This is a genomic window from Erythrobacter sp. HI0063 (assembly GCF_001635685.1).
Classification (GTDB): Bacteria; Pseudomonadota; Alphaproteobacteria; order Sphingomonadales; family Sphingomonadaceae; genus Qipengyuania.
In genome coordinates, this window is the sequence record NZ_LWFF01000338.1 from 13,151 (window position 1) to 36,233 (window position 23,083).

Genomic DNA, 23,083 nt, shown 5'->3' on the forward strand with positions numbered 1-23,083 from the left:
TTTCGCCTTGCGGATCAAACGCATTTTTAGCCTCCGAACGTGAACCCAAAACGCAAAAAAGCCGCTGCGACGTGCGATCCGGGAGGATCGGTCGAGCGGCACCATTGCCAACAAATCTAAGATATCATCGGATGGTCAAACACCCTACGCTGGGCGAATCCGATTGAAGACCGAAAGTGGCTAATATTTTGGTGCAATGCAACAAAAAAATCGGCCTGAATTCCCGACTTGCCGATAGTGCGGCAAAGAGTGATCGCGAAGAAGCCCCATTATTGGGGGGCAAGGCCTAGCAAAGTCGCCCGTGTCGCCCATCAGCAGAGTGGCATATGCGGGTAGGCGAGCAGACGCGGGCTGACCGCGCCATCATGCATAGTGAATGCCCCACTCTTTGAGCAGGCTGTTGCACTTTTCGGCAAAGGCGAATGGCCGCTTTCTGGGTTGGGCAGCGATAGTCGGAATGGCTTGAACTGGGCGCAAAGCTGACCATCGGAATCAGTGTGGCGAGCGGCAAGTCGCCAACGGAAGCATACTTCAGACCTCAAAAAAGAGGAGTAAGTCAGGACAGACGGCAATGCGCCGCATGATCATACCGATTCGCGCAGACCAGACGCGGTGTCAGAGGTCTCAAGCGAACGGTGATACAATGGATGAAAATAGTTCTTTCGATAGCGAAGATCGGCGTAATCTCCTTAATCTTCCTGAAGGCGAACCAGCAGCTCGAGCTACAGAAACCGCAGAACACTCTCAGGAATTTATGAGTCCGGCGCAGGATGATGCGCCGATGGAGGAGTTCGGAGGAGAATGGCCAGCCGAGTCCCCAAACTCTGCGTCAGAAGTCGAACCCAGCAAGACAGAGTTTGATGCCCCGCCGAGACTGGAAGGAGAAATTACCCTTTCTCTCGGTGATCTGAGCGACTGGAAATACCACTGTGCGGTCATGTCGAAGCAGTCCGACGCAGCAGACGCGGCATTGGTTTCAGCAGCCGTCGATCCCGAGTTTCTCCCGCCCATTGAAGTCATTGAGGGCGGCAATGGCAAATATGCGGTCAAGGACGGGCATCGCCGCGTGCGAGCACTTCGAACCGTTCATCACAACAAGATGGACACGCTGATCAGATGCATCGTCTACACCGGAACCGAGGAGCAAGCTGTACGCGATATGTGTGACGACGCGGTCGGCACGGCGATGCGAACCAAAATTCAATCAGCTATCGCCGTCCGAAACCTCCACCGGATCACGGGTCTGACTCAGGTCGCTATCACCGAACAATATCCGGCCCTCAAGAAGGATCAGGTCAGTCTGATGATCAAGGCGGCCGGCGTATTCGAGGAATATCCTGTCGTCTTCAATCTTCTTCGAAGGCCGGACCGAGTGTCGATAGACACATGCGTCCGCATTCATGACCGGATGAAGGACGCCGGTGACGAAGAAGTTGGCGCCTTCATTGCGAAGGCAGAGGATCTCGCAGCCGAGGGCGCCTCTTTCACCACCACCGAACTTCTTGAAGCTTTCGGCATCGATGGACCGGCTAAGAAGGCCGGTGGGCTGAAGGCCGACCCGTTCGAGCCAGCCGACCGTACGGAGGTCTTCGGAGATGACGACCAGGTGGTGGGATCTCTCGACATGCATTCCGACAATGTCACACGCCTGCGGCTACCCGATCCGAACGCTATGACCATCGAGGAACGGGAAGTTGCAGCAAAGGCATTCATCAAACAGATCTATGCCTATTTCGAACTGGATGCCGACTGATGTCTCGCAGGCCAGATCGTTCACTGGATAGCGCTTCGCCGACATTGTCTCGGCGAAGCGCTCCCCGGCGGGTCGCAATGCGAAGCGACCTACCTTTGGACTTGCCAGTCAACGCCCAGGAGATTCAAATGATTGCCGAAGCGATGGGGTCGGCTGTCGCAGCCTTGTTCGAGGAGGATAGCTGATGGTCACGCGATCAGGTGGAAAGAAAACCAAGTTGCGGGCTGCCCTCTATCTGAGGCTGTCAGTCGACAAGGAGGACGGCAACGCTCAATCCATTGACGCGCAACGACATGCCGGCATGGAATACGCAGGACGCAATGACATCCAGATCGTTCGAGAATACGTCGACAGCGGGCTAAGCGGGACACTTTCTAGGCGTCCCGAATTTGATCGGATGATAGCCGAAGCGACGAGCGCCGAACGCCCAGTCGATGTCGTGTTGATCTATCGCCAAGCGCGATTCGCCCGAAATACGCGCCTGTTCCTGAACACCATACACACTCTGTCCGAGTGCGGTGTCGAGATGGTCAGCATTACGGAGAACTTCGGGCAAGGCCGTAACAAGCTCATTTCTCAGACCATTACCGCGCTAATGGATGAGCAACGAGCAATCGATGACAGCATCTATACGCGGAAGAGCCGCCGGGAGAACGCTCGCAAAGGCTTCTTCAACGGCGGGCCGGTGCCCTTTGGCTACCGTACCTTCGTGGCTCAGACCGATGGGGACAAGCGCCGCATGAAGCTGGAGCTTGTTCCCGAGGAAGCGGCCATCGTCCGCGAAATCTTCGACTGGGCAGATATCGGGCGTGGAGGCCGTTGGATCGTCAAGACGCTCAATGACCGAGGCAGCACACTGCGAGGCGCCAAGTTCAGCAACGGAAACCTGGCAGGTATTCTCGGACGCCTTGCTTACACAGGTCGCTACTTTGATAAGACGAAGAATGACGAGGGCCAGGTGCCCGATCGCGAGGAGTGGATCGAGGTACCATGTCCGCGCATTATCAGCGACGATCAATTCGAAAGGGTATCCGCTCTTCGCTCATCGCGCGCTCCGACGCGCATGCCTCCACATCAAGCGGCAGGCACGACCCTTCTCTCCGGCATCGCGAGATGTGGAATGCCTGATTGCGGCGCTGGGATGACGATCGGATCAGGCACCTCTCGCAGTCGCAAAAAGTATTATTACTACAAGTGCAACTGCCGCACGAACGTAGGGCAGCGATGCCGCTGTCCGAACGTACGACGCGAAGTTCTGGACAAAGCGGTCTTCTCGGCTGTTCAGAAACGCATTCTCGCACCCGACAGGCTGCGTGAGCTCCTGAAGGGTGTCCTCGAGTTAAGTGATGCGAAGCGGCAGAAACTTGAGGAAGAGTTTTCGCACGCCTCGGCCGAACGCACTCGCCGAAGGACCGCTATCGATCGCCTGCTCGGCCTCATCGAGGACGGGGTCATGAAGGCGAGCGATCCGGAATTTGCCCACCGCCTCGCTGAGCATCGCGAAACGATCGCCGCCATTACCGGTCGCATCGAGGTCATCGAAAGCCAGCTCGCTCGGGGCAGCCGCAAAATCACGCCAGCCGTGATCGAGAAATTTTCACAGCAAGTCGCTGAGAAGCTTCAGGACGAGGACAGTTCGCTGCGCTCGGCATACCTCAGAATGTTCGTTTCCGAGGTGTCGGTAAGCGATCAGGGCGTCCAGATTTCTGGTTCGAAATTAGTGCTGGAGCGCGGACTGGCAAAGGGGCTCCCCCGGTTGGAGGGCAGTGTTCCCATCTTTGACCAGAAGTGGTGCCGCTTACGTGACTCGAACACGTGACCCCATCATTACGAAACGCTGATAAGGGGCGTATAAAAGTTAGGTAATGCATGCACTTAAGCATGGTCGAGGGCACCCTTTCCCCCTTTTCCCAAAAATGCCCCAAAGAGCGTTAACGTGCGCGTGAATCGGTACACTATTGAAAGTGCCTTGGCTTGGTCCGAACGCGAAATGCATCCCCTTCCAGGCCCCTTGAAACCGATGCGATGATGGTAGGCGCTCGCCGAAAAATATAAAATAGTGCCCCCCGGACCGCACACCATGAAGGGCGAGCGGTCCGGGGGCGAGATGGCAGGGTCAATTTGGGATCAGAGATACAGACTCGTAGCTGCGGATGCTATTTCCTTTCTGAAGGATGCTGTCGCAGACGAGACACTTCAATTATGTGGTTCCTTGAAAGGCATTCGGTACCAACCTGCACGCTGCCTTGTCTGACAATTCGGGCAGGTGATGTCGTGGCTTCCATCTTCGAACGCCATGTCAGAGCACCTCCGCCATACCAGCCGCACCCGCTTCGACCGCCGCCATCAGGGTAGCGTCGGCAAGATGGCTGTAACGCATCGTAGATTGATGATCGGCATGGCCGAGAATGCGCCCGACCGCATAGAGATCGGTCCCGGCGTTGATCATGAACGATGCTGCCGAGTGCCGCAGGTCGTGAAGGCGAAGACCCGTCAGACCGGCCTCCTCCCTCGCGGTGTCCCATGCCCGCTTGATATCGTAGTAGGGCTTGAGCTTTTCGGGGTTGGGCAAGAGCCATGTGCAATTCGGTATCCGAACCAACCCCTCGATCACTGCGACGGCAGCTTTCGATAGTGGGACGTATCGTGGCTTCCCTGTCTTACTGTCGGGAATGAGCCATGCCTTCCGTACGAGGTCGACGTGCTCCCATTTGGCAGTGAGCAGCTCCGTCTTCCGTGCTCCGGTGAGGAGTAATAGCTGAACGATCGACTTCAGCTGCGGGTTAGCCGACCGCCCAGCCGCATCGATCAGCCGCCTAGCCTCTGCAGCCGTCAGGAAACGTTCGCGGCTGTTATTGTACCGAGGGCGGGGGATGCCATGGACGGGATTAATCTCGGCACCGGGAATTCGCCACCTCTTGGCCAGTTCGAACGACCGGTTCAGTGTGATGCGGATTTTCTCGACGGTCGAGTGAGACAGCCCACTCTCACGCTTCCGTGCCAGCCACGTGGCCACGTCCTCCTGTTTGATTTCATCCAGCCGCATGTTGCCCCAACGCGGAGTGACGTGAATGCGCAGGACGGCTTCGGTGTTGTATGGTCGACGCTGGTGCGACCGGGCGAATTCCAGATGCTTCGCGGCGAGTTCGCTATACAGCGGGATTGCTTTTTTCTTCTGCTTCCGAGCGACGGGGTCGCCGCCTAGGACGACTTCGGATCGCAGCTGTGTGGCTACCTTCTTGGCTTGCGCGAAAGTGATATCGTTGAACTTCGCGATCTTGTGCTGCCGCTGCTTCCCATGAGCGTCGAAGTAGCGGAGGTAATAGGTTTTGCCTCCTGTGGCCCGCACTTCGAGCGTAAAGCCCGAAACCACAGTATCCCAGTACACCGCCTTGGTTGCGTTCGTTGGACAGGTGGCGGCGCTGCAGAACGCGGCTGTGAGCGCTTGCTTTGGCATGATCGAATTTTCCTTATTTATGTACGATAAGCGCAGCTTGCAGAAATGCGTCGACGCCCTCCGGAGGGGAGGATGCCGGAGCGTGCGCTTTCGTGGTCGGAGGGTGCCCCAGCGGGGCCGGGGGCGAAAAAAGACCCCGTCCTGCGCCAGCCGAACTCGGAGCCGGACGCGGGACGGGGTTTATGGGTGATTTTGCCGCCCCCTGCTCACCCCTGTCGAAAGGGCCAGTTGGCCACAGTGCAAAGGGGGGGAGGCAGGGGTGGGCAAGTTCCGAGCTTTAGTAAGTCTCGGACTCAGGGTCGTAGGCGGCACCTGACTGATCCGGCTGACGCCACGGCACCCTCCACCAGTGGTAGCCTTTCGATCGGGTCGGCTCTCCCAGTAGCGTACGTAGGGCTACGTTCGCTTCCTTGGACTGGGCATTCGTCGGCTTCTCGATCCCGATTGCCTTCAGAACCTGACTGGCTGTCATCCGAGGAAGACCGCTGGCACCAACGAGTTCAAGGTCGAGCGCTTCCTCGATCTTGCTTTCGACGGCACTAATGAGGCGATGCTGGCGGTTGATGGTCGCCAACGTTTCCTCTTCCTCGTCCGTCAGCCACCATTGCTCGCCATCTTCGAAGCGACTTTTGAGCTCCGCGAACACCTGCTGCATAGGGACTGTATGATCGGATTTGAGCCGCGTGACCGGTATGGTCCAGAAGCGGCTATTCCCGGTTGTGTCGACTAGGAACTGACGATCATTCACCGTGGCAGCAAAAATGGTCGAGCGCGGATACTCTGCTTCGACCCTGCCGTAGGGTGGGCGGATCTTATCGCTGGTCTCTGTGAGGAAGGCCTTGAGCGATGGCATCTGCTTTCGGAATGAACCCTCGATCTCCCCAAGTTCGACGATGCGATGCCGCAAGGCACCCAATTTAGCATCCTTACTGCCGCCATCCCAACTATGACCAAGCTTCACGACATCGTCTCTGAGAGCTTGCGGGGTCACTAGCTTGGACAACCAAGTCGTTTTCCCGATACCCTGACCGCCTTGTAGCGTAAGGACCCCTCGTGAACGGAAGCCCTCCGCCTTGAAGGTGGCAGCGACGATACTCAGTAGCCATTTTGTTACGAGCGTGTCCCTGAAGGACCGATCATAGTCGTCCTCCGGTTCGATCGTTGCGCAAATGTCAGGCAGCCTGGTCTTACCGTCCCACTCTTTTCCATTCACCCAGTCAGCAAACGGATCGAAGGGTTTGGTATCGGCGAGTGCCAACAGATAGTTGCAGACTTTTGCCGGAGACATATCGTTCCGGATGATGAAGCTCTCAAGGTGGGAGAGCAGCACAGCATCGCGATTCTGCCTCCCTGCGATCAAGCCAGGAATGGTGATCTCCGGACGCTTCCCAATGACATTAAAGCGAACGTCGATGCCGGTCGCCTCAAGGACGTGCAGAAAGTTCTCGTAGGTCGCTGGGACCGATTTGTTCGCCGATCGAGGTTGATCGGGAAACTCGTCGCGATCGAGTTTGCTCACTTGAGCTAGGGTCTTGGAAATCGCTGGAGGACCTTTCGATCCCCCAGCTGTCTGTACGCCTTCCATCTCAGTTCGGGAGCAGCGCTAGCTGTCCGTCGCCGGTCCGAAGCCAATGGATATTTTCACCCTCCATCAGCAAGGTTTCGAAGCGAGCCTCAACATGATCTCCTGCGATGGCGCAGGCCTCGGCAATGATCTCATCGTCGCTTGTGTAGCCGAGACTGATCGCCGCCTTGGCGAAGCTGATCGCACCTTCATAACCTGCTCGGAGGAAATCGAGTGAGAGGTTTTGCGCGCGCTTGAAAATGATGAAGCCAAGGTCGGCATTGATATTCGTATTCATAGTCTTTTCTCTTTATTGGTCGTCCTGGACGACAAGTGTATTGTAAAAATTTATTGGGTTTGGTGTTATTAAAATGCCAAGAGCATGATATAATTCCTTTCTTCTAGTTGCCGTGGCGATTGCGGACTGTCAAAGACCTGAACCCTTCGCCTGAGGGTCAGCGATCTATTCTCAGCAGGATCGAAACTGGATCTCCCCAGCGTTTCCGCCGGGGTTGGCTTCCATCTAAAAACATGAAGCAGGTACGCAAGCACAAATTTCGCGTAAAATGTTGTTTTCAAAGGATTATCCGGGTTTACGTACATTCGCCAGGTGAATTAATTTTCGTCCGGCGAAAGGCACGTAAACCCGGTCATCGCCCGAGCATCCGAGCGAACGGTACTTTCAGCAGAGTGGTCGGTGATGGTCTACCGGTTGGAATGCCGGGCGCGGACTTCGTTTCGCACGCCTGTTTGAAGCTATTCTGCGAATCACTTGGCAGTTAGCTGCCCACCCAACATCGCCAGAATGAAGAGAATAAGGCCGGGGAGTGGGTACGCAGCGAACGCACCAAGTAGGATCAGGCCGAAAAGGATCGACAGCGTTTGCATTGGGGCTCGATAGAGGGCGAAGATCAAGCCAAGTGCCATCGCTACGAAGGCTACCTGGAATCCCCAGCGCAGAGCCGTGAGGATGAGGCACGCGAGCACTATTTGACCCAGCAACCTCATCGGCTCGGCCCCTCGCTGTGGCAAAGCTTTGCTAGCGGCGATCTTTCGGCATCTTCGACGAGAAGGATGTAAGCGAACCCACCGTCGCCGACGGTGTAGAGCAGTTCCCACCAGCCGGGGTGCCGCTCGCACCAGTCCCAATCGGGACAGTTCGGACGGTTATCAATTCGAGTTCTGAGCGGTGAGAAGCCGATTGCATCAATAATCTGTTGTTCCGTGTCGCCTGCCTCGACCACGTGGACATGCGTATAATCCTGCAAGCCGCAGTGGATGGTATCAGCAAGCCGATCCTCAAGCAGTTTCTTAAGGGCCTCATCGAGCGGCTGGTTCAGAATGGCTTTGATGGAATCGATAGAGGGTAGATCGATCATATGAATACTCCGAATTTGGGCATAAAAAATGCGCCCGAGGCGGGGTGCCTGGACGCGGTTCGGTTCGATTAATTAGGTAGGTTGGTTAGCTGCCGTGAGCCTTGCAAATGGCCCTCAGCGTGGGGTCGGTGCTCGGCTGGTCCGGGATCAGCACCACGTGACCGAAACCATCGTCGCTGATGATGAACACGGCCTCGTACCAACCGTCGGCGAAGTCGATGAACTCCCAAAGTTTGAAAGGACGTCCTCGGCAACGAGCTAAGTCGGATTGCAAATCGCCAGGCTGGATGACGAAGAGCTCCGCAATCGGTTCATCTGACAGGTGCTCTTGATAGCGCGCCAGGATCGTATTTAAATTGCGATCGCAACCGGTTTCGAGGATGTGTGCCAACGTGTTGGCTGTCGAGATATAGAGCATGAGAAATCTCCAATAAAAAAGGCCCCCGGATCGCTCCGGAGGCCTCGTTGGCTAAGGTGTAGATAGTCAGAGTTCGGCTGGATCGGGGCCGTATTCGTTTTCCCCGTCGGCCCCCGGCAAGGCCATCATCACGAGAACGATCAGAGGACCGATGTACGGAATGAGATTGATCAGTGCGAACCAGCCCGAGCGGTTCTGATCGTGGAACCTGCGGACCTGCACTGCGAGGTACGGCAACAGGATGCCCAGGAACCCGATAATCAAAACGGCGAATGCCATGTTCCCTATCGTACCGGTGAAGCCGAGGACATTGGTATCGGCTGTCCAGACAATCGCGAGCGCAGCTCCGACAAGGTTCACCCCTAACAGGAACAGCCAAAACTCCTTCCGTCCCGATCGACCCGTGAATTGAGCGTATCGACGTAAGGGAAGAATGGCCCATGCAAGATAATCGGTTTCGCCAGGCTCTTGCGCAGGTCGTCCTGTGGGAGGGCGCGTCCTTGGACGGTTTGATGTCCCGTTCAAGATTCTGCGTTTCGCTGCATCAAATTCCTCGTCTGAAAGAATGCCTTCAGCTCGCATCGCGTGAAGCTTCTCGATGCTTTTCAGGTTATCTTCGTCAATCATATGTCCTCCTGTCGTGTGGGATCGTTTTGCCATTGCGGGCGCAAAGGCAAGGAAAAATGAGATTCATAGTCCGTGGTTTGATGGACTACAGTTCGGTTCAGTCTGGTGGATGGAAGTCCGCTGCCGCCTCGCCGCAAACATGAAGGCGCTCAGGAAAGAGCGCGGTTGGCCGCAGGAAACTCTCGCTGGTGAAGCCGGGCTTGATCGGACCTATGTCAGCGGGATTGAGCGGCAAGTGAAGAACCCGACGATCACGGTCGTCGAACGGATCGCCAAAGCACTTGGTTGCAAACTCGGCGACCTGCTCGACTAACGGACTTCCACATAAGATACTGAGGTTTGCGTGTTTGACCGGAACTCGCTCTGCATAAAATTGCTGCGGATAAATTGCTAATCGGTTTCCGCTAATATGAAGTAGGACTTACGAAACCGAGCATCCGATTAATTTCCAAATTTGCGAGGCAGTATGGCAGCAAGAAAAACACTCGTGAACCCGGTGCTTTTCTCAAAGCACTTTAGGGTGAGCACCACAGCGCTCGCCAAAGCCAAGTTGCTTGATCCCGTGCTCAACAGCGATACGAAGCTTTTCATCGATCCTCTGCTCGTCCCGAAAAGTCAGAACACGAAAATGAAGAGGCAGGGACGGAAGGATCTTGAAAGTGGCTTCCAGCACGTTGTCGGCTTGCTATCCATTTCGGAGAATGAGGGCGATGTCGCGTGGCGCGGCGCGTTCAATGCTCTCGACTTGTCAGAACGGTCGGAAACCGGGCTGGGCTATGGCGGCGCAGGAACAAGTGGCAGCTCCCGGCCGCCAAAGCTCAGAAACGGAATCCTTCGAACGGCCAAGGAGATCATTGCGCTTGGCGTAAAAGACCCAAGCATGATCCCGCTAATGCCTCTATTTGAAGAGGGGGTCGGCCCAGACACGCTCAGCGATATGACAACGAATTTCCTTCTGCCCGTCCTGTGTCAGGTGACTGAGGAATTCTGCGCAGCTAACAACGTCCCTGTTCGCGCTTTCGGCAAGAAATACGACAACCGCAGGCTGCCCGAGAATCCGTACCAGCCGGACAAGCCCGTCATTTTGGTGCCACGCGATATTCTTCGTGATTTGCCTCTCGCCGCTGACTGGTCGGATGTCAGCCGTGTTGTCATGGAAATTCAGGAAATCCGGGACGCGGTAAACAGCATGTTCGGGAACCTCGCCAAGGCTACCCTGTCACAAAAGAAGGCAGCGCTGCGGAGAGCCGTGCTTTCGTCGGAATCGCTACTTCGCGAACTGATCGAAGCTGTGGGAGCCGCGGCTGAAAGCTATGATGAGAAAGCCGACCTAGACGGATACTTTCAGTTCCGGCGAATCCTCAGTGAAGACCCTACCCCCTATGTCGGAGCACTAAGCAATCCCGCTACGAAGCATGCTTCGACACTCCTCGAATCGGTCATGACCATCGTGGAAACGTTCCAGGGCCTGGTCGAAGACAACAACATGTGGGAGCTGCTCTGGCACGGCAACACGCATAAGCACGAACGGGCTAGTCAGCTACTCTTCTTCGCAATCGCCAACATCATGTGCGCGGTGAACAACGTTGACATCTCGCCAGAGACTAACTCAGGCGGCGGACCGGTAGACTTCAAATTCTCCACGGGCTTTCGTGGGCGCGTCCTTGTCGAGATGAAGCTTTCCAAGGGGCGCGTAGAGCATGGCTATAAGACGCAGCTAGAAATCTACAAAAAGGCAGCAACCACCTCCGAAGCGATTTTCGTCATCATGGATATTGGTGGTATGGGCCGAAAGTTGCGCAAGATCGAAAAGCTTAAGCAGGACGCAGAAGCACGCGGTGAACGGACTTCGGAAATCGTGGTCATCGATGCGCGCCGGAAGGCTTCTGCGAGCGTACGGAACGACACGATGCTCTGACGGGAGCAAGCCCGCCAAACCAATCAGTCGCTTGCGTTCGCAGCGCTCAACGGCAACTTAAGGCCCTGCATGATGCGGTCGGTTTCAGCGAGGATTTTGATGATCTTCTGATAGTGGCGAATGTCATCCCATGACAGTGCGCGGCCCTTGCGGTCTTTCAGCCATTTCTGCGCGGGCTGGTAGCCGCCGATGGGGAAATCCCAAGCGATGGCGGGGACGCCAGCGAAGCCTTGATCCTTGTTGATCCAGACCTTGCCGCCTTCGAAGCGGGGCTTGTCGACAACGCTATCGCCTTCGCCTTCAAAGGGAAACTTGGCTTCGCCGATGGCCGCGTCTTCCATCAGGTGAAGGCGGCGCAATTCTTCGCCTTTCTCGCTCACCTTGCGAAACACCTTGGGTGATGGCGGGAAAGGGATGCGCGGGAAATCGATCTTCAGGAACTCCGCATAGGTTGCGCGGTAGGCAGGGCAGTGCAGGACGCCATATATGTAGTCGAACACCTTGACTTCATCGGGCCGTGCCTCCCCTGTCACGCTGCGGAATGCCTCTGTGCCATCGGGCGCGGCGGAGGTGCTGCTGAGACCAGCCGCCTTGCGAATGCGGGCGTAAAGCTTGGGTTCGAAATTGACCTGGATCGATTGGTCGAGGGTGTCATCCTCCGGGTAGAGGTAGAGCGGGAAGCAGTAGTCTTGTCCTCTGTTCCCGAGATAGAAAGTACCGTGATTGCAGGCAAACGGCGTCAATCCTGCATATGAAAAATAGTCCCTTACAGTCTGGCGGTTGAACAATAACGACAGGTTCTGCCTGTCGACGATGTGCTGCATGACATCGCGCCTCGGGTAGGCCACGAAGCCCTTCGTTTTGCCAGAGTAGTAGAAAAACCGGGTGTCAAACGGTTTATAGGTGAACTCACGAATCTCGCCCTTGCCGGAAATAACATCGGCTTTAGCGTTGCTGATGGTCCAATCGCGACCGTCTTTCGGCAAGCCGTACTTTTCGCGAAGGTTATCCTCTGGAGCTTCAGCAAAGTCCGATAATACCGCCTCCAAGTCTGCACGCGTGTGTGCAACACAGATGCTGTCTCGCTTGGTTTGGACCCCTGAACTATATGTCAAAGCGAGCGCATTGATGGGGAACCCAGCTTCATAGGCTTCCCGCGAGGGGTCGCTGGATGGCACGAACCGGAAATTGGGCGCTTCAGCTTCAATCTCAGAGAATTTTGCGGACGAAAGCGAATCTAAAAACAGCCGCTCATACTTCGATTTTCGGCTTCCGTGGATGTCGACGTAATGCACTTGGCCAAGTTTGGCCTTTTCAGACGTCCCCTTCCTAACGAATATGGATATGGCAACACCTTGGGTGATGTCGAAGACGTTTTCGTCCCTGTCGGAAAATCCCGAATCCGTTCGAATATCCCCATGGAGATTCATGACATAAATTGCGTCAAAGGTTCGGCGCAAATGACGGCGCATGTGCCTTTGTGTGATTCCATCGAGGAAAGAGTTGTTGGTAATCATGGCCAAAATGCCTCGGCCACTCCGCTCAATGAAACTTTCGCCAAGCCTCAAAAACTTGATGTAGTCATCATTGAGATTGACCTTTTGCTCGCCCAGTTCCGCCTTGTACGGCGCAATGAGCCCATCGATCCAAGGTCCATTATTCGAGCTGCTCGAATTGTATGGCGGGTTGCCGATGACCACCATGATTGGCGTTTGGCGCTTGATGTCACTAGCGGCCTTCGCTTCCTCTGCGATAGCACGGGACAGGCCGAAAAGCGTCTGTTCCACGCGCTCGCCTTCCTCCAGCGAGTTGGTGAGATAAACTCCCAGGCGAGGCGGCTTGTCCGTTGGCTTATAGCCAAGACCCGTCAGGATCATATCTAGCTTCATGTGGCACATGGCGTAACTCGCCATAAGTAGTTCGAAGCCGTGGATACGAGGAACTAGGTCTTGCTCGACATAGTTTGACCATTGGCCGGGCGCGATGCCCTTCACCTGCTCCGACACTAATTTCAATACTTCAGCCAGAAACGTTCCTGTTCCGGTTGCAGGGTCTAGAATCTGGACGCGGTGAACCTGCTTTTTGATGGTAGCTGGCTTGCCCTTTTTGTCCGTTTGGCCTGTGTCCCAATCAATCGAAATGCGGCTGGTATCAGCAAGCCCGTCTGACAGACCAAATTCTGATTTCAGCACTTCGTCGACCGCACGGACGATGAAATTCACGACAGGCTCAGGCGTGTACCAAACGCCCCGTGCCTTGCGCTTGGCCGGGTTGTATTCGGCCAGGAACACTTCGTAGAAATGCAGGAACGGGTCTTGCCGCGCCGTGACCTTCCCGAAGTGGCGAAGCACCTGTTCCATGTTCGTCGCGCAGAAGACGTTGCACAATTCATCGATCACGCGGCGCAGGCGCTCGTCCAGATTCGGCCCCGCGATGTAGATGAACAGTTGGCGCAGGAACGGATTGGACTTAGGCAAGAGATCCAGCGCTTCGCCTCGCGTGAACGTGGCCGGCGTATCATCATGTAGGCGCGCCGCGAAAAGCCCGTACGCAATTGTCTCGGCGTAGATGTCTGCAAACTCATCAACCGTGATGTCGTGGATCAGGTTTGCCTTGAACGCCTCATACTGCCCGATCAGGTCGGAAGCTGGCTGGCCTGCCTCCTTTGCCTTCATATCGGCCACCAGAGCGCGGCCCATGATGTCCTTGATGATGGCGGCCTTGCCAGCCATCATTTCCGCCAGCCGCTTGGATGACGTGATGCTGAGTGGCGTGACGTGAGTGAAGTCGCGTAGCCGGTTTTCCAAGAGCGCAAAGCTGTCCGGCTTTGCGGGCATGGTCGGGGTCAGGTCGGCAATGGTGATGAAATCCACAGCCTCGCCATCCCGAATGAACTCGAAGTCTAGCCCGTTCGTGTAGATCAGATTGGGCAGGCCCTTCCGGTAACGCTCTTTCTGGCCCTTGCTGTAGTCATTGGCAGCGAACTTGCGAACGTCCTTGCCGATGTCCTTGGCCTCGGCCCAGCCGATGGCGACATCCCCGCGCTGGAACACGAAATCAGGCGCGCCGACATCGGTAATATGCTTGGGCTCATTGATGACGGTAATGGCCGGATCGATCGACGCGAACAGCTTCGCCAATGCAGGACGGAAACTGTGTTCGGTTGTCTGGCCACTGGCGTAGAGCGCACGAATTTCAGATAGATAACCTTGAACGTCCATTTGCGGTTGCGCCCTCTTGCCCACAGGGGCTTAACGCTATGTACCGATTTCGCCAAGCGCCTCCGGAAACATGATCGTTGGATCACATTTGTTCTGAATTAACCGAGCCTGCCCCGCCAAGCTTGTAGGCTGCAATGCAGTGAAACTGGGTATAGGGGAGGCGCAGCCTACTTTCTTACCCAAAGTGCCCCAAACAGAACCCAAGACAGGCAATCAGCCGAACGACCGTTCGCCTCAACCGCTGAATTTGCCTCTTGGAAGTGGTGGTGCCGCTTACGTGACTCGAACACGTGACCCCATCATTACGAATGATGTGCTCTACCAACTGAGCTAAAGCGGCATTCCAGCCCGGCATGAACCGGGAAATTATGGAGGCCCGAGCCGGAATCGAACCGGCGTGCAAGGATTTGCAGTCCTCTGCGTAACCACTCCGCCATCGGGCCTCGTCCCATATCGTTCGCCGCCTCTTGCGAAGCGGGTGCGCGACAGGGAAGCGGCCACCTAGCGAAAGGCGCGCGGCAAGGCAATCGCCTGTTTGCCGGTTTTTGCGCCGACCCCGCTTGATCGTCATTTCGGAATCGCCCGCGCTGGACCTGCGATGATCGCTTGCTATGGCGGGGCCATGGCCATGTTCGATCTGCTCGCACCGATCACCGCGCAAGGCGGTTCCTGCACGCTTCCCGATGCCGAAGACTGGATGCAGGGCCGCACGCTCTATGGCGGCGCCTCCGCCCTGATCGCCTATACGGCGGCGATCCGCGCCTTTCCCGACCTGCCGCCGCTGCGCGCCGGTCAGATCGCCTTCGTCGCGCCCTCGTCCGGCGAGGTCGATCTGCGGCGCGAGATCGTGCGGCAGGGGCGCAACGTCACCCAGGTCCGCAGCGAGATCTGGTGCGAGGGGCAATGCACGCTGACCGCATTCTGGCTGTTTGGCGCCGCGCGCGAGCCCAATGCGGTCCACCCGGCGGAAAAGCATGCCGACTGGCCCGGTGGACCGGAAGAGAACGAGACGGTCCTCGCCGACAAGGGTCCGGCCTTCATCCGCAATAATTTCGAATTGCGGCGGGCGCAGGACCAGCGCGGGCCGGGCGAGCCGGTGGTGCAGCGCTGGGCGCGGGTCACGGATCGTCAGGGGCTCGATCCGGTGTCCGAGCTTATCCTGCTTGGCGACGTGCTGCCGCCCGGCGCCGTGCGCGCGATGCAGCGCCCGGGGCCGCTCAGTTCGATCAACTGGTCCTTCAACCTGCTCGACCCCGAACCCCGGACGCAGGATGGCTGGTGGCTGTCTCAGAATGCAAGCCAGCACGCCGATGGCGGGTATTCGAGCGAGCGGTTGCGGCTGTGGAACACGGACGGCCAGCAGGTGCTGGACGGGATGCAGTGCGCCGCGATCTTCGGTTGAGCGCATTTAAGGTGCCAGGGGGCCTGTAAGCCGGGTTCTGTATCCGCAGACGGTATCCGACAGGCGGACCGTATCTGCGGCGGCAGCCATTCGTCTGGGCCGTGGATCGCTCCACGGCTCGAGCAGCCAACCCGGGCGGTCGCAGCGCGAAGGCCAGGGGCGAAACACCCCTGCCGGACGAGCCGGCGCGCCGCCCCTATTCGGCCTTGCTCCGGGTGGGGTTTGCCATGCGGGCCGCGTTGCCGAAGCCCCGGTGCGCTCTTACCGCACCCTTTCACCCTTGCCTGTTCCGGTACGTGGCCGGCCATCGGCGGTATGCTCTCTGTGGCACTTTCCCTAGAGTTGCCTCTGGCGGGCGTTACCCGCCACCCTCGTTTCGTGGAGCCCGGACTTTCCTCGACATCGAAATGCCGCGGCTGCCCAGCCCCCTGGCAGGGGCGCGATAGGCCATCCGAACCCGTTCGCCAAGATGTCCTGAAAGTAGCCGTGGGGGTGGCTCATCGAACACAGTCGCATGTCCGCCGATGCACGCCTGACCGACGTAATCGTTCGTGTTTAGATTAAAAATGGGTCGGCTTTGGACTTGCGCGATTGGCGAAGGATCGTGAAAAGGGGGCGAATTTGGGGGTGATTTCGATTTGAAAACGGGGGTGGGCAGGCTGTTCCGTAGGGGCGGGCTGGCGTTGACGACGCTGGCGCTGGGCGGCTGTGCGACATTCGCGGGGACGCGCGATGGGGCGATCGAGGAAGCCTCCGTGCCCGTTCCGGCCGATTGGGCCTTTTCCGACACTGCGCCGATCGCTGTCGATCTGTCCGAATACTGGACCGCTCTAGGCGATCCGCTGCTCGACGATTTCGTCCGTCAGGCGATCGCGGAAAATCGCGACATTGCGCTGGGGATCGCGCGCCTCGATCAGGCGCGGGCCGGATTGCGTCTGGCGCGCGCAGGCTATCTCCCGAACGTATCGGGCAGGGCGGGCGTGAGCCGCGATGTGGGCGATTTCGCGCGCGAGGAATTCGATCTCAGCGTCGGTGCCGATATCGCCTGGGAAGCCGATCTGTTCGGCCGCATCTCGCGCCAGATTGCCGCCAGCCGCGCCGATCTGGCGGCGGCGGGCTATTCGCTGGCGGACGTTCAGCGGCTGATCGTGGGCCAGGTCGCGATCCAGACGGTACAGGCGCGCGCGCTCGCCGAACAGCTCGCCATCGCACGTTCGACGCTAGTGTTTCAGGAGGACAATCTCCAACTCGCGCGCTGGCGCAATCAGGCAGGGCTGGTCTCCAGTCTGGATGTCGAGCAGGCGCGGGCGCAGCGGGCGCAGACCGCCGCGACGATCCCGCTTCTCGAAAGCAATCTCGTCGCCCGGGCCAATGCCATCGCAACGCTGATCGGAGAGCCGCCGGGCCGGACGTACGAAGCGCTGACCGAAACCGAACCGCAGCCGGTCCCGGTGCCACCCGCCGCCTCCGGCTTCGCCGCACCTGCCGATGTGCTTCGCCGCCGCCCCGATCTGCGCGCGGCGGAAGCGGATTTGATCGCCGCCGCGGCCCGTATCGGCGTGGTGCGGACCGATTTGCTGCCCGCCGCACGCATCAGTGGGACGATAGCGACCGGAGCGACCTCGCTCGGCGGATTGTTCGACATCATCACCGGCAATCTGTTCGCAGGCCTCACTCAGCTGATCTTCGACGGAGGGCGCACGCGGGCGCGAATCGACAGCGCCGAGGCGATCGCCGAAGCTTCGCTCGCCAGTTACGAGCGCACCGTATTGTCGGCGTTGGAGGAGGTCGAGACTGCCGCCGTCGATCAGCGAACGGCGGACGAGCGGGTGGCGATCACCGAAGAAGCGCTCGACGCGGCGAACAATTCCGCGTTTCTCGCACGCAGCCAGTACGAAGCCGGCCTCACCGATTTCCAGACGCTGCTGGTGGTCGAGAACCAGCTTCTGTCCGCGCGCAACCAATTGGTGGGCGCTCAGGCCGATCGCGCCACGGCCTTCGTCCGCCTGACCCAGGCGCTGGGCGGCGGATGGAGCGCGAGCGATTACGATTTTCCCCTGCCCGCACCCTATGCGGCGCAGGGCCAAGCTAGGACAGCCGAATGAGCGATCCCGAAGCCGCAAGCCCACAAGAGGAAATCGAGAGCTATCTCGACACCGGAAAGCCGCGCAAATGGTACAGGCGCAAGCGGGTCTGGGGCGGCATCATCGTGGCGATCCTGCTGGTCTTCGCCCTTTCGCGCTGCATGGGCGAGGAGCCTGCGCCCAATTACGTGACGGCGGAAGTCGTGTCGCGCTCGCTTGACCTGACCGTGACGGCGACGGGCAATCTGCGCCCGACCAATCAGGTCGAGGTGGGCTCGGAAATATCGGGTCGGATCGATCGCATCCTCGTGGATGTGAACGACCAGGTCACGCGCGGCCAGGTGCTGGCCGTCATCAACACGGACGTGATTCAGGATCAGATCGACCAGAACCGCGCCAGCCTCAATGCCGCGCGCGCCCAGATCGCGCAGGCGCAGGCGACGCTATCGGCCGACAGCGCGCAGCTCGAACGGCTGCGTGAGGTGGAGCGGCTGTCCGGCGGGCGCGTGCCTTCGGATGCGGAAATGGAGCAGGCCGTCGCTGCGGTACGCCGCGGGCAGGCGGCGGTCGCCTCGGCACGCGCCAACGCCTCGGCAGTGGAAGCGCAGCTTTCGACCGCGCAGACCCAGTCGCAGCGCGCCGTTATCCGCGCGCCCGTTTCCGGCGTGGTGCTGGCGCGGCAGGTCGAACCGGGCCAGACCGTGGCTGCCAGCTTCAACACGCCGACGCTGTTCGTGCTCGCGGAAAATCTCGCGACGATGCAATTGCGCGTCAATCTGGACGAAGCCGATGTCGGCCAGGTGGAGCAGGGGCAGCGCGCGACCTTCACCGTCGATGCCTATCCCGGCCGCCGTTTCCCGGCGCAGGTGGAGCGGGTCGACCTCGCTTCGAACACGGTCTCGCAGACCCAGCAGCAACAAAGCGCGCAGCAGGGCCAGTCCGTGGTCAGCTATGAAGCGCGGCTGACGGTCGATAATCCGCAGGGCCTGCTTCGCCCCGGCATGACCGCCACCGCCACGATCGCGACGCAGAGCACCGGCAATCGTCTGCTCGTGCCCAACGCCGCGCTGCGGTTCGAGCCCGAGAGCGAGGACGAGGGCGGCGGCATCTTCGGCAATCCCAATATCGGGCTCCAGCAGGAAAGCGAAGCCGGCATCGGCGTGGGCAGCCGCCAGACGGTCTATGTCGTCGAAAGCGATGGATCCCTGCGCGGTATCGAGGTCGTCACTGGCCAGAGCGACGGGCGCTTCACCGTGGTCGCGTCCGAGGAGCTGAAGCGCGGCATGAACGTCGTCACCGGCATCGCGGCGGGGCCGCAGTGACGCGAGGCATTCCCGTAGCGTGAGCGATGCACCGATCATCGAATTGGAAGGGATCACCAAGACCTTCGGCACCGGGGCGGCGGCGTTCCAGGCGCTGAAGGGCGTGAACCTGTCGATCGCGCGCGGCGATTTCGTCGCGGTGATGGGCCCATCGGGTTCGGGCAAGTCGACCACGATGAACATTCTGGGTTGCCTCGACACGCCGACCAGCGGGACGTTCCGGTTTCGCGGGGTCGAAGTGCAATCGCTGTCGCGCGATCAGCGCAGCATGCTGCGCCGCCGCTATCTCGGTTTCGTGTTTCAGGGCTTCAACCTGCTCGCCCGCACCAGCGCGCTCGAAAACGTCGAATTGCCGCTGCTCTATCGCGGCGAGACCAAGAAGGCGCGGCGCGAGGCGGCGGAGCGCTCGCTCGACAAGGTCGGGCTGCTCCCCTGGGCCAGCCATACGCCCGCTGAATTGTCGGGCGGGCAGCAACAGCGCGTCGCCATCGCCCGCGCGCTCGTGACCGATCCCGATGTCCTGCTGGCGGACGAGCCGACGGGCAATCTCGACACCGAACGATCGGTCGAGATCATGGAACTTCTGAGCGGCCTCAGCGAAACGGGCATCACCGTGCTGACGGTGACGCACGAGGAAGAGATGGCCGCTTTCGCGCGTACCATCGTCCACTTCCGTGACGGATTGGTCGAACGCAGCGAGGCGGGCGCGCGAGCCGGGGCGGAGGTGCGGCCATGAGGCTGCGGATGTTCGGCGCCACGTTGCTGCTCGCCTTTCGCGAGATCCGGCGGCATCTGCTGCGCAGCTTCCTGACGACGTTGGGGATCATCATCGGCGTCGCCGCCGTGATCACCATGGTGACGCTGGGGCGGGGCCTGACCGCAGATGTGCAGGAAGATATCGCCGGGTTGGGCTCCAACGTCTTCATCGTGTTTCCCGAAAGCGTCGAAGGCCGCGCCCCGCCGCCGTTCGAGGACGACGACATTCGCGCCGTGGAGCGGCAAATACCCGGCGTCGTGAGCGCGGCGGGTACCGCCCAGGCAGGCGCGACTGCATTTCACAACGGGCAGGACTGGCGCACCAGCGTCCAGGGCGCCGATCCCGCATTCTTCGCCGCGCAATCGATCGACGTGGAAGAAGGACGCAGCTTCAACGCTCAGGAAGTGGAAAGCGGCGAGGCGGTCTGCATCCTCGGCACCAAGGTGGTCGACGAGATCTTCGTCGAGGGCGAAGTGCTGGGCGAACAGATGCGGATCGGCAATGTCAGCTGCCAGGTGATCGGCACGGTTGGGGAGCGGTCTTCCGGCGGAGGCGGCGGCGGGCAGGATGCCAACGACGTCGTGTTCATGCCGCTGAAGACAGTGCAGCGGCGCTTCACCGGATCGGGCAACGTCCAGTTCTTCGTGGTGAAATACGACGATTCCTACACCAATTCCTCGATCCAGCAGCAATTGATCGACCTGCTGCGCGAACGCCGCGTGATCCAGGAAGGCGAGGCCAACGATTTCAACATCGTCGATACCGCCGACATCAACGAAACGGTCAACAACGTGACCGGCACGATGACGGCGGTCGTCACCGTGATCGCCGCGATCAGCCTGCTGGTCGGCGGGATCGGGATCATGAATATCATGCTCGTCAGCGTGACAGAGCGAACGCGCGAGATCGGCATCCGCCTCGCCATCGGGGCGCTGGCGAAGGAGGTAAGAATGCAGTTCCTGACTGAAGCGGTGGTGCTGTGCTGTTTCGGCGGACTGCTCGGCATATTGCTGGCGCTCGGCCTGTCGATGTCGCTGGCCAATGCGATCGACCTGCCGTTCCTGTTCGATCCGGTCGTGAATATCGTCAGCTTCGTATTCAGCGCGATCATGGGCGTGATCTTCGGTTATTATCCCGCCCATAGGGCCAGCAAGCTCGACCCGATCGACGCGCTTCGCCACGAATAGATCAGCCGCTGTTTCTGGCCCCTATATAGTCCAAGCCGCGTAACGCCGCGGGGACCGAAATCGCGCGAGCCAGATCGGCGGGGATATCTACTTCGCCGGTTTGCCCCGACACACTGTCGCACCCGATGGAAATCGCAAACCGTCCGGATTGAACCCGCCAAGGCGCACTGTCATTTGCCTCGCCCAGATGCGCGGCGCTTAGCTGGAAACGCGCTTCTTGACTGCCTCCTGCGGGAACTTCGAGACGCTGAAAACCCCGCAGGCGTAGGTCCGGCGTGTGGGGTGTGCGTACATAAAGCTGAACCGTTTCGCAGACCGGATGGGGGTGCGGATTGGTCAGCTTCACATGCGCGATCACGCTGTCGCAGCCGAATTCGACCGTCAGAGGCGAAGATTGGAGCGTGCCGTAGGTCAGGCCGTGGCCAAAGGGATGAAACTGCGGCTGCTCCGGCTCGCCGAGCGCCATGGGAAGCTTGCCCTGCGGTGGGCTCTCTCCGGTCAGGATTGCGGCGATGGGCTCCTCGAAGCCGGTTTCCGGCGACCAGGCATGCAGATGCGCGGCAAGATCCTTGGGCAGACATGTCGGATCGAGCGGCAGCGCGGTCGCCGATATGAGCAAGCAATGCGCGTTGGCGTGCACCAGCCCGGCCAGCAAGGCCTTCGCCGCCGGGCCGAGGCGCGGCAGGCCGGGGCCGGGCTCGCAATCCGCCTCGCCCACGAACAGCATCACTGCCCGCGCGCGCGATGCCGCATTGGCGGCGATACCGATCGCCATGCCATCTGCCGCGAAAAGCGCGTTCGGCTGATCGAGGGCTTCCTGCCGCAAGGCCAGCCCGGTCAACTTGCGATACGCGATGCCTCGCGCAGCGAGCCGTTCGCCCACTGCCTCGCCCATGCCGCTGCCGCAATCGACGCACAGCACCGGCTCGGACTGGACCTGCAGGGGCAGTACGGAGTCTTCGTTGCGCAGCAATATCATCGACTTGCGGGCCAGCGCGGCTCTTGCGGCGGCGTAATCTCCCGAAACGGCCAGGCGGGATCCTTCGACGCGTTTGAACGGATCGCGGAACAGGCCGAGCTGGGCCTTTGCCATCAGGATTCGGCGGACCGTCTGATCCAGCTTCGGACCATCCGCACCCACATCCGCATGCCAGCTGGAAAAGTCGCGGCCGATGAAAGCTTCGCTAGGCGCCTCCGTGGGCTCATCGTCCGGCCGAGTGATACCGGACGATCCAAGATCGCCATCGCGCAGCAGAACCAGGGCATGGCCGAAGCGAGCGAGATCTCTGCCATTTTCGCTACCGGAGAGCTCACGCACGACCGCATCGCGCAAATACCGTGCCAGAAAAGTGAACTCGCTGGAGGACCGATAGCGTGAGGTCGTGGCAAGGGAGCGGAAAGACGGTGCCGCGACCCATGTCACGCCGCGCGTGTTGGCTTCGATCGCCTTGTGCCGTGCGAGATTTTCCACCGCCTCGACGTCCCAGCTCGCTGCCATGGCAAGAGGAGAAGGCCAGGCCGCCTCGTCGATCCGGTCGGCAAAGAGAAGGGGAATGCCAAGCCGTGTCTCTTCAACCGCAAGGCGCTGCAATTCCGTCGCCTCTGCGGGCGAGCGTGGCCCAATGACTGTCCCAACCTGCCCCGCGCGTAGCTTGCGGAGCGTTTGATGATCGAGGGCATTTTCACTCTCCCGCAAGGGCAGCATCGCCGTTTCCAGCTGGCCGCGCTTTTCCGCCGTCGTCATGTAGGACAACAGATCCTCGACGAAGTGCAGCAGATTGGATCGCAGGGCGGCAGTCAGCGGCAAGGCTCAGCGAACCTCCGCTGCGGGTCGCGAGAATTTCGTGTCGATTTGCATCGCTGAAAGCATTTTCCCCACCCTTCGCATGTGATCCGAGCGCCAATCGACATGACCCCGCGAATCATCGCGTCGCAGGCCGAAGCGTTTCCATCCGATAGGGGAAGGAAGTTTAACAGACGGTTTTTCCATCGTT

General features: G+C 59.3%; 17 protein-coding genes, 2 tRNA genes and 1 other RNA gene. 9 read left to right on the plus strand and 11 right to left on the minus strand.

Annotated elements, in window-relative coordinates:
• Positions 1-643 precede the first annotated feature (643 nt).
• Positions 644-1,753: a ParB/Srx family N-terminal domain-containing protein gene (locus A3736_RS14950; protein ID WP_156502161.1), complete on the plus strand. Its 1,110-nt coding sequence runs from the start codon at positions 644-646 to the stop codon at positions 1,751-1,753.
• A 184-nt stretch (positions 1,754-1,937) separates the two neighbouring features.
• The gene (locus A3736_RS14955) at positions 1,938-3,572 is read left to right on the plus strand and encodes a recombinase family protein (protein WP_067684598.1); all 1,635 of its coding nucleotides are present in this window, start codon (positions 1,938-1,940) and stop codon (positions 3,570-3,572) included.
• Between the two features lie 480 nt (positions 3,573-4,052).
• Here A3736_RS14955 and A3736_RS14960 read toward each other — a convergent pair whose 3' ends face one another.
• The 6 genes from A3736_RS14960 to A3736_RS14990 form a co-directional block, all read right to left on the minus strand.
• Positions 4,053-5,210, minus strand: coding sequence for a site-specific integrase (locus tag A3736_RS14960; protein ID WP_067684600.1), 1,158 nt, complete (start codon positions 5,208-5,210; stop codon positions 4,053-4,055).
• Between the two features lie 277 nt (positions 5,211-5,487).
• Complete coding sequence (locus tag A3736_RS14965) at positions 5,488-6,729, minus strand: VapE domain-containing protein (protein WP_197465627.1); 1,242 nt, start codon at positions 6,727-6,729, stop codon at positions 5,488-5,490.
• Between the two features lie 67 nt (positions 6,730-6,796).
• Positions 6,797-7,072 (minus strand): hypothetical protein, encoded by a 276-nt coding sequence (locus tag A3736_RS14970; protein ID WP_067684604.1) that lies wholly within the window; start codon positions 7,070-7,072, stop codon positions 6,797-6,799.
• A gap of 706 nt (positions 7,073-7,778) precedes the next feature.
• A complete protein-coding gene (locus A3736_RS14980) occupies positions 7,779-8,153 on the minus strand; it encodes a hypothetical protein (protein ID WP_067684608.1) in 375 nt (124 codons plus the stop codon).
• 85 nt (positions 8,154-8,238) lie between these two features.
• Entirely contained in the window at positions 8,239-8,571 is a 333-nt protein-coding gene (locus tag A3736_RS14985; RefSeq protein ID WP_067684610.1) for a hypothetical protein, read from the minus strand.
• A 66-nt stretch (positions 8,572-8,637) separates the two neighbouring features.
• Entirely contained in the window at positions 8,638-9,198 is a 561-nt protein-coding gene (locus tag A3736_RS14990) for a DUF805 domain-containing protein (RefSeq protein WP_233999423.1), read from the minus strand.
• A gap of 13 nt (positions 9,199-9,211) precedes the next feature.
• Here A3736_RS14990 and A3736_RS14995 point away from each other — a divergent pair, with 13 nt between their 5' ends.
• Both A3736_RS14995 and A3736_RS15000 read left to right on the plus strand, forming a co-directional pair.
• Complete coding sequence (locus A3736_RS14995) at positions 9,212-9,511, plus strand: helix-turn-helix domain-containing protein (protein ID WP_233999425.1); 300 nt, start codon at positions 9,212-9,214, stop codon at positions 9,509-9,511.
• A gap of 207 nt (positions 9,512-9,718) precedes the next feature.
• Positions 9,719-11,116 (plus strand): hypothetical protein, encoded by a 1,398-nt coding sequence (locus tag A3736_RS15000; RefSeq protein ID WP_233999426.1) that lies wholly within the window; start codon positions 9,719-9,721, stop codon positions 11,114-11,116.
• A gap of 23 nt (positions 11,117-11,139) precedes the next feature.
• Here A3736_RS15000 and A3736_RS15005 read toward each other — a convergent pair whose 3' ends face one another.
• The 3 genes from A3736_RS15005 to A3736_RS15015 all read right to left on the minus strand — a co-directional run bounded on the left by A3736_RS15005 (position 11,140) and on the right by A3736_RS15015 (position 14,780).
• The gene (locus tag A3736_RS15005; RefSeq protein ID WP_067684616.1) at positions 11,140-14,337 is read right to left on the minus strand and encodes a type ISP restriction/modification enzyme; all 3,198 of its coding nucleotides are present in this window, start codon (positions 14,335-14,337) and stop codon (positions 11,140-11,142) included.
• 264 nt (positions 14,338-14,601) lie between these two features.
• Positions 14,602-14,677 (minus strand) — tRNA-Thr (locus tag A3736_RS15010).
• 29 nt (positions 14,678-14,706) lie between these two features.
• Positions 14,707-14,780, minus strand: a tRNA-Cys gene (locus A3736_RS15015).
• 179 nt (positions 14,781-14,959) lie between these two features.
• Between A3736_RS15015 and A3736_RS15020 the strand changes: the two genes are divergently transcribed.
• Positions 14,960-15,739, plus strand: a complete 780-nt coding sequence (locus A3736_RS15020) for an acyl-CoA thioesterase II (protein ID WP_067684640.1) — start codon at positions 14,960-14,962, stop codon at positions 15,737-15,739.
• Between the two features lie 10 nt (positions 15,740-15,749).
• Here the strand turns inward: A3736_RS15020 and rnpB are convergent.
• Positions 15,750-16,171: RNase P RNA component class A (gene rnpB / locus A3736_RS15025), an RNA gene on the minus strand.
• 218 nt (positions 16,172-16,389) lie between these two features.
• Between rnpB and A3736_RS15030 the strand changes: the two genes are divergently transcribed.
• The 4 genes from A3736_RS15030 to A3736_RS15045 are packed head-to-tail and all read left to right on the plus strand — an operon-like array spanning position 16,390 to position 21,089.
• Positions 16,390-17,844: an efflux transporter outer membrane subunit gene (locus A3736_RS15030; protein ID WP_233999428.1), complete on the plus strand. Its 1,455-nt coding sequence runs from the start codon at positions 16,390-16,392 to the stop codon at positions 17,842-17,844.
• Positions 17,841-19,145, plus strand: a complete 1,305-nt coding sequence (locus A3736_RS15035; RefSeq protein WP_067684618.1) for an efflux RND transporter periplasmic adaptor subunit — start codon at positions 17,841-17,843, stop codon at positions 19,143-19,145. The genes A3736_RS15030 and A3736_RS15035 overlap by 4 nt, the downstream gene beginning before the upstream one ends.
• Before the next feature lie 19 nt (positions 19,146-19,164).
• The gene (locus tag A3736_RS15040) at positions 19,165-19,881 is read left to right on the plus strand and encodes an ABC transporter ATP-binding protein (RefSeq protein WP_067684620.1); all 717 of its coding nucleotides are present in this window, start codon (positions 19,165-19,167) and stop codon (positions 19,879-19,881) included.
• Between the two features lie 8 nt (positions 19,882-19,889).
• Entirely contained in the window at positions 19,890-21,089 is a 1,200-nt protein-coding gene (locus A3736_RS15045; protein ID WP_067684644.1) for an ABC transporter permease, read from the plus strand.
• Position 21,090: 1 nt separating this feature from the next.
• Here A3736_RS15045 and A3736_RS15050 read toward each other — a convergent pair whose 3' ends face one another.
• Positions 21,091-22,896, minus strand: a complete 1,806-nt coding sequence (locus A3736_RS15050) for a fibronectin type III-like domain-contianing protein (protein ID WP_067684622.1) — start codon at positions 22,894-22,896, stop codon at positions 21,091-21,093.
• Positions 22,897-23,083 lie beyond the last annotated feature (187 nt).

What these genes read in the sequence shown, in the direction of transcription:
- A3736_RS14950 (WP_156502161.1), top strand. Translation starts at nt 644, where the DNA reads ATGGATGAAAATAGTTCTTTCGATAGCGAAGATCGGCGTAATCTCCTT.
- A3736_RS14955 (WP_067684598.1), top strand. Translation starts at nt 1,938, where the DNA reads ATGGTCACGCGATCAGGTGGAAAGAAAACCAAGTTGCGGGCTGCCCTC.
- A3736_RS14960 (WP_067684600.1), bottom strand. Translation starts at nt 5,210, where the DNA reads ATGCCAAAGCAAGCGCTCACAGCCGCGTTCTGCAGCGCCGCCACCTGT.
- A3736_RS14970 (WP_067684604.1), bottom strand. Translation starts at nt 7,072, where the DNA reads ATGAATACGAATATCAATGCCGACCTTGGCTTCATCATTTTCAAGCGC.
- A3736_RS14980 (WP_067684608.1), bottom strand. Translation starts at nt 8,153, where the DNA reads ATGATCGATCTACCCTCTATCGATTCCATCAAAGCCATTCTGAACCAG.
- A3736_RS14985 (WP_067684610.1), bottom strand. Translation starts at nt 8,571, where the DNA reads ATGCTCTATATCTCGACAGCCAACACGTTGGCACACATCCTCGAAACC.
- A3736_RS14990 (WP_233999423.1), bottom strand. Translation starts at nt 9,198, where the DNA reads ATGATTGACGAAGATAACCTGAAAAGCATCGAGAAGCTTCACGCGATG.
- A3736_RS15005 (WP_067684616.1), bottom strand. Translation starts at nt 14,337, where the DNA reads ATGGACGTTCAAGGTTATCTATCTGAAATTCGTGCGCTCTACGCCAGT.
- A3736_RS15020 (WP_067684640.1), top strand. Translation starts at nt 14,960, where the DNA reads ATGGCCATGTTCGATCTGCTCGCACCGATCACCGCGCAAGGCGGTTCC.
- A3736_RS15035 (WP_067684618.1), top strand. Translation starts at nt 17,841, where the DNA reads ATGAGCGATCCCGAAGCCGCAAGCCCACAAGAGGAAATCGAGAGCTAT.
- A3736_RS15045 (WP_067684644.1), top strand. Translation starts at nt 19,890, where the DNA reads ATGTTCGGCGCCACGTTGCTGCTCGCCTTTCGCGAGATCCGGCGGCAT.